The 13,336-nt window shown below is 57.2% G+C and carries 9 protein-coding genes; all 9 read right to left on the bottom strand.

The genetic code is table 11. The features are described from left to right. Positions 1-22: 22 nt before the first annotated feature. Positions 23-997, bottom strand: a complete 975-nt coding sequence (locus tag E1J53_RS12730; protein ID WP_134270799.1) for a cbb3-type cytochrome c oxidase N-terminal domain-containing protein — start codon at positions 995-997, stop codon at positions 23-25. Between the two features lie 5 nt (positions 998-1,002). After that, a complete protein-coding gene (locus E1J53_RS12725; RefSeq protein WP_134270800.1) occupies positions 1,003-1,179 on the bottom strand; it encodes a cbb3-type cytochrome c oxidase subunit 3 in 177 nt (58 codons plus the stop codon). A 57-nt stretch (positions 1,180-1,236) separates the two neighbouring features. Beyond that, complete coding sequence (gene ccoN, locus E1J53_RS12720) at positions 1,237-3,411, bottom strand: cytochrome-c oxidase, cbb3-type subunit I (protein WP_134270801.1); 2,175 nt, start codon at positions 3,409-3,411, stop codon at positions 1,237-1,239. After that, entirely contained in the window at positions 3,404-3,577 is a 174-nt protein-coding gene (gene ccoS / locus E1J53_RS12715; protein ID WP_134270802.1) for a cbb3-type cytochrome oxidase assembly protein CcoS, read from the bottom strand. The genes ccoN and ccoS overlap by 8 nt, the downstream gene beginning before the upstream one ends. Before the next feature lie 397 nt (positions 3,578-3,974). Beyond that, positions 3,975-6,425: a heavy metal translocating P-type ATPase metal-binding domain-containing protein gene (locus tag E1J53_RS12710; RefSeq protein WP_134270803.1), complete on the bottom strand. Its 2,451-nt coding sequence runs from the start codon at positions 6,423-6,425 to the stop codon at positions 3,975-3,977. Further along, the gene (gene hemN / locus E1J53_RS12705) at positions 6,425-7,798 is read right to left on the bottom strand and encodes an oxygen-independent coproporphyrinogen III oxidase (protein ID WP_134270804.1); all 1,374 of its coding nucleotides are present in this window, start codon (positions 7,796-7,798) and stop codon (positions 6,425-6,427) included. Before hemN ends, E1J53_RS12710 begins: the two co-directional genes overlap by 1 nt. A 156-nt stretch (positions 7,799-7,954) precedes the next feature. After that, positions 7,955-9,649 (bottom strand): M1 family metallopeptidase, encoded by a 1,695-nt coding sequence (locus tag E1J53_RS12700; protein ID WP_134270805.1) that lies wholly within the window; start codon positions 9,647-9,649, stop codon positions 7,955-7,957. A 46-nt stretch (positions 9,650-9,695) separates the two neighbouring features. Next, a complete protein-coding gene (locus E1J53_RS12695; protein ID WP_216650047.1) occupies positions 9,696-10,178 on the bottom strand; it encodes a RidA family protein in 483 nt (160 codons plus the stop codon). 337 nt (positions 10,179-10,515) lie between these two features. Next, entirely contained in the window at positions 10,516-13,017 is a 2,502-nt protein-coding gene (locus E1J53_RS12690) for an outer membrane beta-barrel protein (protein ID WP_134270806.1), read from the bottom strand. Positions 13,018-13,336: the final 319 nt, after the last annotated feature.

Here is a 13,336-nt window from a genome sequence, read left to right as displayed (position 1 = left end):
AACCGCGGTGTTAAGTCTGAAACTACTCGTTCATGGAGAGGCTTTCTTCACTGGGCTCCTCGGTCGTTTCCGCGGGATCATCCACGTAGATCTCTCCCTGTGCTTCCTTAGGGTTAGGTGGGTTGGTGCCCACCAGGGTCTTGATGAAGCTGGCGACCTCCTGGATTTGCGCGGGGCGCAAATCATTCTTCCAGGGTACCATGCCCTTTTCGGGTACGCCATACTTCACGGTCTTGAAGACGTCGGCGATCGATCCACCGTGCAGCCAGTACTGGTCCGTCAGGTTAGGGCCGATACCTCCTTCCCCGAGTTGGCCGTGACAGACGGCACATTTGGCGATGTAGGTCATTTCTCCCCGACCAATGGCTTCCGGGTCGTCAAGCATCACGACGTTGGTTTCATCCACGGCGTTGGCCTGGGTGGCCAGGAAGGCCTTGACCGAAGCTTCGGCTTCCTCCATTTCCATAACGTAGGCTTCCTGGCTGGACGTTCCGTAATCGGAAAAGTGCTGGTAACCGATGTAAAAGACCGCAAAGGCAGTAGTGACGTAGAAAATGGCCAGCCACCAGGGAGGTAGGCTGTTGTCTAATTCGTGGATACCGTCGTAGTCGTGGTCGAGCATAATGTCCTGCTCCTTTTCCACGGGGACAACGTTGGTCCACTTCTTGTACATTTCCTTCCACCAGGGTTCGGTGCTGACCACATTGGCGACGCCAATTTCCTGCAGTTGTTCGGGGGAGTATTTCTCCAGTACCCGTAGCTTTTGCATCTCCAGCAGGGAGAAGCTCAGCTTGATGATGCTGGCGGCTCCCAGCAGGAGAATCGTGCCAATGAGACCGAGCAGCAACAATTCCATGGACGAGAAACGATCAAGCCCGAGGGCGCCCCCCGTGGGGGCGGTCACGGCGGCTTCGGTAGCTTCCTGAGCCACGGCCGTAACCGAAGTAGTCAGGAGTAGGATAAAGCCGCCCGCTTTACGAATTTTGGTACTGTTCATGACGACTATTCTTTTGGGAGTTCAGGCTTATCGTCCAGCGGGAGGCTGGACACGTGGTCGTACTGCTTTGCCTTACGACCAAAAACCATAATGAGGGTGAGGGAAAAAATGAGGAAGAAAGTCACCAGTGCCATAATGGCCATCCAGTTAATATTTTCTCCCACGAGCAGATACTTTGCCATGATGATATTTTTTGGGCCCGCACCGGAACTACGAGCGCTCCGGTGCGGGACTGGCCATTATTTTTTGGTAGGCTCTCCTACCGTGGTTTTGATGTCGGTACCCAGGCGCTGGAGGTAAGCGATCATGGCAATGATCTGCTTGTCTTCCAGGCGGCCTTCGGCCGGCTCTTCGACGCCCTGCGCCCGGAGGCGATCGGCGATTTCCTTGGCCTGCCGCTGCATGTCCTCGGCGGCCGTTTCCGGATAATCGTCCGGATAGGGCGTGCCCAGCGTCATCAGGGTCCGGATCTTGGCGGGCGTGTAACGCGTGTCCAGATCCTTTTCCAGCATCCAGGCGTAGGGAGGCATGATGCTGCCCGGCGAAGTGATCCGGGGGTCCATCATGTGGTTATAGTGCCAGCTATCGGGGTATTTCTGTCCGACCCGGTGCAGGTCCGGACCAGTACGCTTACTGCCCCAGAGGTGGGGACGATCGTAAATGAATTCTCCGGACTTGGAGTACTCGCCGTAGCGCTCCGTCTCCGAGCGGAAGGGTCGGATCATCTGGCTGTGGCAGGTATTACATCCCTCTTTGATGTAGAGGTCCCGGCCGTTGAGTTCCAGGGCGGTGTAGGGGCGGACGGATTCGATTTTCGGAACGTTATCCTCCACCATAACCATGGGAAAGATTTCTACCATGCCCCCAATCAGGACGACTACCGCCGAACCAATTAACAGCTGCACCGGACGGCGCTCAATCCAGCGGTGCCAGTGCTCCCCTTTGTGGGCTTCCACGGCACCCTGCAGCGGCGGTGCAGAGGCGTCTTCATCGCCGATGAAGTTACCCTGTTTGACGGTTTTGATGAGGTTGTAGATCATCAGGATGACCCCGGCCAGGTAGATGGCACCACCGAAGGCCCGCATCATGTACATCGGCAGGATCGCCGTAACCGTTTCCAGGAAGTTACCGTACTGCAGCATCCCTTCGGGCAGGAATTGCTTCCACATGGAGCTCTGCGTCCAGCCCGCCCAGTACAGGGGAATGGCGTAGAAGAGCATCCCCAGGGTCGCAATCCAGAAGTGGACGTTCGCCAGCTTCTTGCTGTACAATTTGGTGTCAAAGAGACGGGGGAACAACCAGTAGAGGATACCGAAAGTCAGCATACCGTTCCAGCCCAGCGTACCGATGTGTACGTGGCCCACGGTCCAGTCCGTGTAGTGGCTGATGGCGTTGACGGACTTGATGGACAGCAGGGGCCCTTCGAGCGTGGCCATCCCGTAGGCCGTGACGGCCACTACCATCATTTTCAGCACGGGGTCTTCCCGCACCCGGTCCCAGGCACCCCGCAGGGTCAGCAGACCGTTCAGCATCCCACCCCAGCTCGGGGCGATGAGCATCAAACTAAAGACCATACCCAGAGACTGCGCCCAGTCGGGGAGACTGGTGTACAGCAAGTGGTGAGGACCGGCCCAGATGTAGATGAAGATCAGGGCCCAGAAGTGGATGATGGAAAGGCGGTAACTGTATACCGGGCGGTTGGCGGCCTTGGGCAGGAAGTAATACATCAGGCCCAGGTAAGGGGTGGTCAGGAAGAAAGCCACCGCATTATGCCCGTACCACCACTGCACCAGCGCATCCTGTACCCCGGCAAACAGCGGGTAGGACTTCCACAGCGTGGCGGGCAGTTCCAGACTATTACCCACGTGAAGTACCGTAACGGTAATCCAGGTAGCAATGTAGAACCACACGGCGACGTAGAGGTGGCGTTCCCGGCGCTTCATGATGGTCATGAACATATTGATGCCGAAGAAAATCCAGACCAGCGCGATCCCGATGTCAATGGGCCATTCCAGCTCGGCGTATTCCTTACCCGTGCTGATGCCCAGCGGAAGAGTAAGGGCCGCCGCCAGAATGATGATCTGCCAGCCGTAGAAGTGCAGGGTGCTCAATAAGTCACTCCACATCCGGGCCTTCATCAGGCGCTGAAGGGAGTAATAAACCCCCATGTAGATGCCGTTGCCCACGAAGGCAAAAATGGCAGCATTAGTGTGAAGGGGGCGAACACGACCGAAGGTGGTCTCGGGGGTAAAGTTGAGGGCCGGCCAGATCATCTGCAGGGCAGCAAGAAGACCTACCGTCATGCCGATCAAACCCCAAAATGCCGTTGCGTAGGCAAATTTCCGGACGATGTCGTTGTCGTACTTGAAATGCTCAAGTCCAAGGGCGTCCGTTTTGGTAGCCGTCTTAGTCATTAGACGAGGATTTAGAAGAGGTGGAGGGTGATTCATCAAAAAGCATCCGGATGGAAGGCGTTACTTCGTCTTCGTACTGACCGTCATCGACCGCCCAAAAAAAGGCTGCCAGGAAAATGAGGGCAACCACGAGGCTAAGACCAATCAGTAGCAGAATTACTTTCATCGCTGTGCTTTTATGTGCCGCAAGGTAGCGTGCACCCTAAGCGATTTTCATGACCCGAATCAAGGCCAATAGTGATCTATGTCATTTATGCATCAAGGGCCCGACGAAGGTCAACAAATTCCTATTTTTCAACACATTACACATTTAAATTAAGCACCAACAAAGCTTGAACGATCCTCCGAAAATTGAAGAATCCATCCGTAAGCAACAGGCCGTACACGCTGGTCGGATGAGAGCATAGAACTGCCGTCTTGCACGAAGCAAATTCCGGAGAGAACAAGAGAATATCCGGCTAGCCAGCAGTAAAGAGGCGGCACCTCATTCATCGATCCGTCACGGTGATCATTACTGCTTTAACGGGGAGGCCCGGCACCTGCGGTGATCGCCCTGATGAAGATCAGCGGCGAGCAACCAGATTCGTCCCGGCGATGCCGACCACCACGATAGAAATGGAGCTGAGGGGCATGAGAATGGCGGCCACCACCGGAGACAGCAGCCCCCGTACCGCGAAGCTCAGGCCAACGACGTTGTAGAGGAAAGCCAGCGCGTAGGCCACGTAAAGCACCATCTTTGCGCGCTTGATGCTCCGCAGCATTTCCGGCAGCTTCGGCAGGGCGTCGGAGGACAGAATGCCGTCGCAGGCCGGGGAGAACCCCGCCATATCCTCGCTAACTGCCACCCCGACTTCCGCGGTGCGCAGTGCCCCCGCATCATTGAGGCCGTCGCCCAACATGAGAACCCGCTGGCCATCACCCTGCAGTTGCTTGATGTAGCGCTGCTTATCAAAGGGGCTTTGCCGGAAGTGCATCCGGGAGTCGTCAAAATAGGTCATCCAGAACTCCCCGGTATGTGGCTCGTCCCCGGAGAGCAGGTGCAGGCTCCGGTGATCAATGCTATCGAGAAGCTGCAGGGCACCCTCCCGCAAACGGGGTAATTCCCGGCTGAAGGCTGCCTTCAGCTCTCCGTCAGCGGTGACGTAAACACTATGGTTTTCGTGCTGGGGCTGGCCGCAGAAACTGGCGCTTCCCACCCGGTACTCGATTCCCTGATGGTCAAGCCGCAACCCCTTACCCGCAATTTCTTCCACCGTCCCGGTGGCCAGCGGGCGGACACCGTCCGCCGCCAATAATCGGCCGAGGGCCGCGCTCTTGGGGTGATTCGACTGCCGCACCATCGCCAGCACCACCGCGGCGGTTAGCGGGTCCAGGGACGGTTCCTCGGCGGCGGGGGCGCCCAGTCCGGGCTCGGTCAGCGTTCCGGTTTTGTCCAGTACGTAATCCGTTATGCCGTGCAGGGCTTCCACCACCGCAACGCTGCGCAGGTACAGTCCGTGCTTACCCAACTGGCGAATCAGCGATCCGTACGTAAACGGGATGGCCAGCGCCAGGGCACAGGGACAGGCAATGATCAACACGGCCGTAGCGGCATTCAGGGCCCTTCCCGCGTCCGTAGGCCACCAAAACAGGAAAGTGAGCAGGGCGATGGACAGCACCACCAGGGTGAAGGTCTGACTGATCCGATCCGTCAGGTTTCGGTTGCGCACGGCATCTTCCCGGGCCTCCTGTCGCCATAGCTGCAGTAAGTAGCTGTCATCGACGGGTTTTTCTACCAGCAGGTCCAGGGCCGTGGCTACGGCCCGGCCACCGGCATAAATCTGGTCACCGGCTTCCCGGGGCTGGGGTTCGGCTTCTCCCGTGACGAAGCTGTAGTCAATTCCCTCTTTGGCGTCGTTGAGCAGTTTACCGTCGGCGGGAATCAACTCTCCGGGTCGGACCAGTAGCCAGTCTCCCGCCTTAATGTCCGCCAGGGCGATGGGCTCCGTCTGGGCCCCGGTCGCATCATAGCGGTTCGCGGCGATGGGGAAGTAGTGGCGATAGTCCCGGTCAAAGGACAACCGATCGAAGGTGCGGTCCTGAAACCAGCGGCCGACCAACAGAAAGAAGAGTAAACCGGCCAGGCTGTCGAAGTATCCCGCTCCGGTATGCGTCAGAACTTCGTAGGTGGAACGGCCGAACAGGGCCAACAAGCCCACCGAGATCGGCACGTCGATGGTGAGCATTCCGGCCCGCAGGCCGGACCAGGCCGACCGCAGGTAGTCCTGTCCACTATACAATAACAGGGGCACACTGAGCGCCAGGTTCAGGTAGCCAAACGCCCGCGCGAAGGTTCCTCCCTCCAGGTCAATACCCAGTCCGAGGTATTCGGGGAAGCTCAGCAACATCACGTTACCGAAGGTGAATCCCGCCAGTCCAATCTGATAAATAAGTCTGCGGTTCCGGGGCTTGCGGGCGTCGCCCTGATCGCGCTCGTGGAATACGGGGGGATAACCAATGCGGGCCAGCCACTCGGCCAGCTCCCGGAAGGAAATGGTATCCTGGCGGAACACGATGGTGGCGGTTCTCCGGCTGAAGTTAACCGTAACGGCGTGCACGCCTTCGGCCAGCCGGGGCAACCGCTCCAGCAACCAGACGCAGGAAGTACAGTGTATCTGGGGTAACTCAAGCGCCACCCGGGTCTGCTGATTGTCCCGGTACTGCACGAAGGGGGTGGCAAGTTCTTCGACGTCGAGCCAGTCGTAATTGGCGTCTCCCCGTTTTTGCTGGGAGCGGCCGGCCGCCTCATCGAGTTGGTAGAAATCGCCCAATCCGTTGGCCTGCAACAAGTCAAATACCGTAGCGCACCCCACACAACAGAAGTTATCTTCTCCTCTGCTGATTGGAGGCGTCGGACAGGGATCGCCGCAGTGACGGCAGGCAGACTTGTCTTTTACCGTGGCGGAGGAATCCGAAACGGTGTCCACTTCAAGGGCCCGGACGATATCGTTGGGGCTGGCCGTATCCTGTCCCATTACACTGACTGACTAAAGGTGGGGGCTTCCGGACGACGATTCCAAAAGTAGTCGTCCAGGGGCAGGCAAATATTCCGCAGGAAGGGCATCCCTTCCTCACGGACTTCGATGCGGTAGGGCGATCGCCGTAAGAGTCCATCGGCGGCCATGTCGTTCCACAGTGGAACGGCCCGCTCCAGGGCCGAAGCCCGTAGATGTTCTGCCCTCCACTCGGTGGCGTGCTGACACATCAGGTTAAGGATATGCTGCCGTACAACCTGGTCTTCTTCCGTCAGCTGGTGCCCCTTGATGATGGGTAGCCGCTTTTCTACGAAGACGGCTTTCTGGTAGTCTTCCACCTTCTTTTCGTTCTGGACGTACATATCCCAGCTGTCTCCAATGGAGGAACAACCCAGCGCGATGGTCATCTTGGTGGGTAGTGCCGTATAGCCCATGAAGTTGCGGTGTAATTCGCCCGCCTCGCTGGCCTGATACAAATCGTCTTCGGGCAACGCAAAATGGTCAAGGCCAATATCCTGGTAGCCGATGTCGGTCAGCATTTCCTTACCGAGCTCGTAGAGCGCTCGTTTCTCCAGACCGCGAGGAAGATCCGTTTCGTCGTAGGCCCGCTGTCCAGGACTAACCCAGGGCACGTGAGCGTAGCTGTAAAAAGCGATCCGCTCCGGGCGGAGCTCATCGATCCGTTGCACGGTGTTGATGATGTCTTCGCGCGTCTGGGTGGGCAACCCGTAAATGATGTCAAAATTCACCGACTTGTAGCCGGTCGCCCGGGCGTAATCCGCCGTATCGAGTACCTGCTGATGCGTCTGATCGCGGTTGATGAGCTGAAGAATGGCCTGGTTGAAATCCTGAACCCCGATGCTCAGTCGGTCGAATCCGCGGTCGGCCAGGGCCTGAAGGTGCTCCCTGCTCGTGCTGGAGGGGTGGGCCTCGAAACTGTAGTCGAATTTATCCGCCCGATCGGCGTGAACAAAGATTCCGTCAATGAGGCGCCCCAGTTCTTCCGGGCTGAAGAAGGTGGGCGTACCCCCGCCAAGGTGAAGCTCCTTGATGCGGGGACGATGGTTCATCGCCTCGACGTATAACTTCCATTCCGCCAGCACGGCGTTCACGTAGGGAGCCTCTACACCGTGATTAATCGTAATGCGTTTATTACAACCGCAATAGGTACAGAGTTTTTCGCAAAAGGGAAGGTGGATATACAGGCTGATGTCCTGGCTTTCCTCCATACGCTGATTGACGGCGGCCAACCATTCCCCCTGCGTCGGGGGCGTTTTTTGCCAGTAGGGCACCGTCGGATAGCTGGTATAGCGCGGCACGGGCCGGTCATACTTCTCGATCAGGTAGCCATTGGTCGTTGGAGGTACGAGCATAATTGAATAGAATCCTTGCTTCTTCAGGATTACTCTCCAAAGGTGCGGCAAAGCACTACCCTACTCCATGATGGCCATCAAAGGGAAAAATGATAAATATCAAGAATGGGAAAATCCCGTCATTTTCCACCGAAAAAGGTAGAAAAATCGGGGGGTTCAGGGTGCATTCACGATTTCGATCTCGGCCAGAAACCGTCGGCCGTCCAGCCTAACATCACGAGCACGGAACCCCCAGCCCAGTTCCTGCCACTCGGTCGGCACCGGTTGCAGCCGAATGGGCTCATCATCCACCCAAACCTGAACCGGCATATTGAAGGATTCGGCGGCCACTGACCACCGGTACTCAACGGCACCATCATTTTCCCGCAGTAGCAGCAGGGGAACCTCCGGATGCATCAGGTACTGCTCAAAGAAGGGTCCTAAATCCCGCTGGGCGTAACGGCTGAAGTAGTCGATCACCTGCTGGGTGTTGACGATGCTCCGTTCATGATCCTGGTAAAAACTCCGGAGCATACCGAAAAAGAGCGGATCGTCATTGATCGCGTGCCGCAGGGTGTGCAGCACCCAGGCCCCCTTGTAGTAGTGGTCGGAGCTGCCAAAGTCGTCAAAATTGACGTCCAGGGGGCCAAGGATCGGAGACTCATTCTGGATGAATCGCTTCTGGGTCATCAGGTAACGTATCGCGTCCGCCTGCCCGTAGAGAAATTCCACGTACAGCGCCTCCATGTAGGTGGTGAAGGATTCATGAATCCACATTTCGGCGTGGTCGGCCACGCTGATGGAGTTGCCGAAGTATTCGTGCCCCGTCTCGTGGATGATGATGTAATCCCAGTCCATATCCTCGGGGATCAGCCCCCCCAGGTACCCGCGCATGTAGCGGTTGCCGTAGGCAATTCCACTCTGGTGTTCCATGCCGAGGTAGGGGGTTTCGATGAGGGCAAAACCGTCTTCCCAGAAGGGATACTTCCCGAAGTAATGCTCATAGGCCCGCAACATCGGACCAACCTGACGAAACTGTTTACGGGCACGCGCTTCGTTGTAATCGATGACGTAATAGTCCAGGGCGAGTTCTTCTCCATCGGTGGCGACGTAGGTAGAATCAAAGTGGACGTAATGACCGATGCCCAGGGAAACGTTGTAGTTGTTGATCGGGTAGGATACGAACCAGTCGTAGCGCTTTTTCCAACGGCCCACTTCCTCCTCGGCCCGCAGGTTACCGTTGCTGGCCACGAATAAACGCTTCGGTACCGTCACGCTGATCAGCATCGAATCGGGTTCGTCGCTGAGGTGGTCCTTATTGGGCCACCAGAGGCTGGCTCCGGTGCCCTCGCAGGCCACGCCCACCCAGGTGCGGTCCTTTTGGTCGAGGCTCCAGACGAAGCCACCGTCCCAGGGAGCGTTCTTCGCCGCGATGGGCTTGCCCCCGTAATAGATGGTCATCGCGTGACGGGAATTTTCGGGAAGGATTTCCGGCAGGTCCACAAAGACAGCATCCTCGATCCGGGTAAAACGCAATTCCTTACCGTCCTGAACGATACGGTCCAGCCCCATATTCCGGAACAGGTCCAGCTGAAGGCGCCGGGTGGGCGCCACCACCGTGTATTCCATGACGACTTTACCCTCCAGTTCCCGGTCCTCCACGTCCACGTCCAGGTGAAGCTCGTAATAGGTCACGTCGAAGGAGGTACGTTCCGGGCGGAGTGCCCCCCGCAGGCTGTCGGCACGGCTGAAGCTGTGCTCCGCAAAGTAGGCCGGGTCGACCTGAGCGAGGACGCAGGTGCCGTGCCCCAGGCCAAGGAGCAAAGAACAAATGAGGGCAAAAGAACGCACGTTAAGGGGAGTAGCTTTCATTCAAGGGAGGTTGGTTGGGCGGCAGCGAACGCTGATTCGCCGCACTTTACTTTAATTCAACGATCATTTCAATTTCTACGGCAATGTTGCTGGGTAAGGCGGCCATACCCACCGCGGCGCGGGCGTGTTTACCCCGCTCGCCAAAGACTTCCACCATCAGGTCCGAAAAGCCGTTGATCACCTTGGGCTGATCGGTGAAGTCGGGGGTGGAATTCACCATCCCCAGCACCTTGACGATGCGGCGGACCCGGTTCAGGTCACCGATTTCGGCCTTGAGGGCGGCCAACTGGTTGACGCCCACCAACCTGGCGGCTGCGTAGCCTGCTTCGATGTCGAGGTCCTGCCCCAGCTTGCCGGTGACCCGCGTGCCATCGGCACGCGTGGGGCCCTTCCCGGCCAGGAAAACCAGCTTACCGGTCGTGACCGCGTTCACGTAGTTCGCCACGGGCTTACTCGGGGTGGGCAGGGTGATCCCCAGCGAATCAAGGATGGCCTCCACGTCCGTAGTGGTCTCCTGCTCCACGGCCATTACCTCGTCCGTAGACTGTTCCACTTCCGCTGAATCGATGGCTTGATCGCATCCGTATAGTAGCCCCGCCAGGGCCAGTAGCATCCAGTATTTCATGGGAGCAAGATAAACAGTATTGGGGTAGTTCATTAGGTTCCCCGGAACACTAACGAACTACCCCAATAATTATTCAGTCCGGTAGGACTAGCCCTAGGCTGTGCCCTGAGGTTTCATCAGCGATTCCTGCGGAATCGCGGCAGTTCAGAGGGGCAAATGGTAGCGGCAAGGCATGCCTTGCCGCTACTAGTAAATTCAATGACTTGATGGCCAAAGGATTAATTCACGGAACAGCCTAGGCCTACCCCCCTACCCGACTGGCTTCATCTTCCAGTCCGGTGTTCCGCTTGCGGCTCTTCACCTTCTGGTTGCCGAAGTTGTAGCTGATGCTCAGGGTCACCCGACGGCTGTCCCAGTTGCCCCGGCCGGAGCTCACCAGGCCGTTGAATTCCGAGGTTCCCCGCCAGCCGGTGGTGAAGAAAAGATCACTACCGCTCAGTTTCACGTTCATCTGATTGTCGAGGAATTTCTTCTGTAATCCGAGGTTGAAGGAGCCGCTGGTTTCGTACTCAAAGACGCCTCCCCACACACCGGGGCCGGAAAAATATCCACTTATTTCCCCCGTGAATCCTCCGGGCATCTGGAAGGTATGCTGGGAGAAGATACTGTAGGTGAAGGCCTGCAGATCAATGGTCACCCCGTCTCCGTAGTCCGCCTGGTTATCCAGATAACCTCCGGACAGGTTGAAAAAGGCGTTCCAGCTTTTGGTCACGGTAAAGGGCAGGGCGGCGTTGAAACTGTAGTTCGTTTGGGTCGCCAGATTATCCCATCCGACGAAGGCTGCCCGGGGATCGACGTTGTCCGGTCCGATCAGACGGGTGATCTGGTTGCTCGTCCGGCTAAAGGCCAGCTTGAAGTTATAGCGGTAGGCCAGGGTGTACCCCAGTTCGAGGTTGTCCACGATTTCCGGACTGAGGAAGGGGTTACCCTTCTCGTACATCAGCTGACTGATCTGGTTCCGGAACGGATTCAGCACATTGTAATCCGGACGGTTAATTCGCCGACCGTAGTTCAGCGAAACGGTGTTGCCCTTCTGGGCGTTCAACGCGTAGGTGATGCCCGCGCTGGGGAAAAAACTTACGTAGTTAAACTCCACGGGGGGTTCTTCCAGGTCAACCCGGAAGGCCCGCAAGTCGCCGGTAGCGTTGGTAATTTCAGACCGTAGTCCGGCCGAGAAGCTGATCTGATCGTTCAGCTTTCCGGCGTAGGATACGTAGCCCGCATACACCCGCTCGTCGTAGTTAAACTGGTTTGATTGTCCGTCGTTCAGCTCCCGGTTTCCTTCGGCGTCGACGTCATAAAACAGGAAGGTGTTGTCCGTTCCCACCTGGGACAACTTCACCCCCGTACTGAACTGCCCGCCCAGCAGGGGTTGTTCGTAATCCAGTTTTGCCGTCGCGATGTCAATTTCGATGGGTGTATCGAAGTAATTATCCACCCGGCTCAGTACGGTGGCGCCGTCGGGGCTGAGGTAAGTATTCGGTTGGTTACGGAGGTTATCGTTGCGGAATCGCCCGTAATCCAGGTCCACGTTCAGCGACTTGCCCTGTCCCATATCGTTGCGGTAATTGACGTTGAAGGTATTCTGCCCCCGGTCCGCCCGGGCAAAGCTTGATGCCCGGAGTAAACTATCGGCCGTGGCACTTACCACTCCGTTGTTGACCGAGAAAATATCCACGTCGTTCTGGTCGCGCTGCTCCATGTCCTGATAGCCGCCCCCGACGAGGAAGCCCAGGGTTTGCTGGTCGTTGAGGAAGAAATCAACCCCCACCCGGAAGTTGGGGTTCGTTCTGCTTCCCCGCATGACGGCTCCCTGATCCAGGAAGAGGCCGTTTTGGAAGCTCCGAAAATCCATGATGTTCCACCACTCGCCCTGAGCGTAGGTCAGGTTACCGAAGGCGTTCATGAATTTGTTGCGGTAGTTGCCCGTAACGTTGGTATTGAAGTTAGCGTACCGTCCCTGACTAAAGGTTCCCGAAACGGTGCCGTTAGCCCCTTCATTCTCGTTCTTCTTGAGTCGGATATCGATGATTCCGGCATTGCCCTGGGCCTCGTACTTTGCACTGGGATTGGTAATGATGTCGATCCGGTCAATTTGCTCGGCGGTGAGGTTGCGCAGGTAGTTTGCCAGGTCGTCTCCGGTAAGCGGTAGTCGTTTACCGTCCACGTACACCAGCACGCCCGAGCGACTCAGGACGTTGATGTTGTCGTTGTTATCGATGGTTACTCCGGGGGCTTTCCGCAGCAGGTCCAGGCCATTTTCGCCCACGGCGTTGATGGTCCCCTGCACGTTAAAGACGGTCCGGTCCGGTTTGATCTCTACCAGGGCCCGGGTGGCCGTCACGGTGGCGGCTTCCAGCTCGATGCCCGCCGGCTGCATGCTGAGTACCCCAAGGTCGATCAGGTCATTTTCCCCGATTTGCAGATCGGGGCGGCGCAAGTCCGGCATCCCAAGGTAGGTGGCCACCAGATCGTAGTCTCCGGGAGCTACCTGCTGCATCTGAAAAATACCGGCGTCGTCGGTGGTTTCCACCTTGACCAGGCTGGAATCCGCCTTCAGGTACAGGGCCACGTTCGCGAAGGGAACCGCCAGGCCATCCGTATCCTGCAGTTGGCCCTTAATGGTACTTTGGGCGAGGACGCAGGTGCCCAGTAGCCCCCAGAAAGCCAGCAGAAACAGTCGTTTCGGCTGGTTAAAGGGAAGGGGGGAACGGAGAAGAGAAAAAGGTAAAAAAGAATTCATTTGGAGGGTGTTACGTCAAAAAGTAAGCTGTCACCCAAAAGGACTGGCAATCCCTGTTCCCGTTGCACCACAAATCCCCGCATTCGGCGAACGGCCACCAGCGGCGGACGAATGCCCCCCGAGCCTATACCAACCGCCCGATGGTCAGCCCTTAACCCCCACAGGATCAGGGTCTAAACGCAGAAGACTCATTCGCACGGGGTTCGAAAATTCCGCAGGAATGAGTCTGCTAAAGGTAGGCTGTTCCGTGAATTAACCCTCTGGCCATTAAGTCATTGAATTTACTAGTAGCGGCAAGGCATGTGTTGGTTAGCACAAA

The sequence above is a fragment of the Lewinella sp. W8 genome (genome assembly GCF_004375085.3).
GTDB lineage: Bacteria > Bacteroidota > Bacteroidia > Chitinophagales > Saprospiraceae > Neolewinella.
This window is presented reverse-complemented; position numbering and strand designations above follow the sequence as displayed.

Excerpts from the sequence above, each read along its gene's own strand:
- E1J53_RS12700 (WP_134270805.1), bottom strand. The coding sequence starts at position 9,649 with ATGAAAGCTACTCCCCTTAACGTGCGTTCTTTTGCCCTCATTTGTTCT.
- E1J53_RS12690 (WP_134270806.1), bottom strand. The coding sequence starts at position 13,017 with ATGAATTCTTTTTTACCTTTTTCTCTTCTCCGTTCCCCCCTTCCCTTT.
- ccoS (WP_134270802.1), bottom strand. The coding sequence starts at position 3,577 with ATGAAAGTAATTCTGCTACTGATTGGTCTTAGCCTCGTGGTTGCCCTC.
- E1J53_RS12695 (WP_216650047.1), bottom strand. The coding sequence starts at position 10,178 with ATGGCCGTGGAGCAGGAGACCACTACGGACGTGGAGGCCATCCTTGAT.
- E1J53_RS12725 (WP_134270800.1), bottom strand. The coding sequence starts at position 1,179 with ATGGCAAAGTATCTGCTCGTGGGAGAAAATATTAACTGGATGGCCATT.
- E1J53_RS12710 (WP_134270803.1), bottom strand. The coding sequence starts at position 6,425 with ATGGGACAGGATACGGCCAGCCCCAACGATATCGTCCGGGCCCTTGAA.
- hemN (WP_134270804.1), bottom strand. The coding sequence starts at position 7,798 with ATGCTCGTACCTCCAACGACCAATGGCTACCTGATCGAGAAGTATGAC.
- ccoN (WP_134270801.1), bottom strand. The coding sequence starts at position 3,411 with ATGACTAAGACGGCTACCAAAACGGACGCCCTTGGACTTGAGCATTTC.
- E1J53_RS12730 (WP_134270799.1), bottom strand. The coding sequence starts at position 997 with ATGAACAGTACCAAAATTCGTAAAGCGGGCGGCTTTATCCTACTCCTG.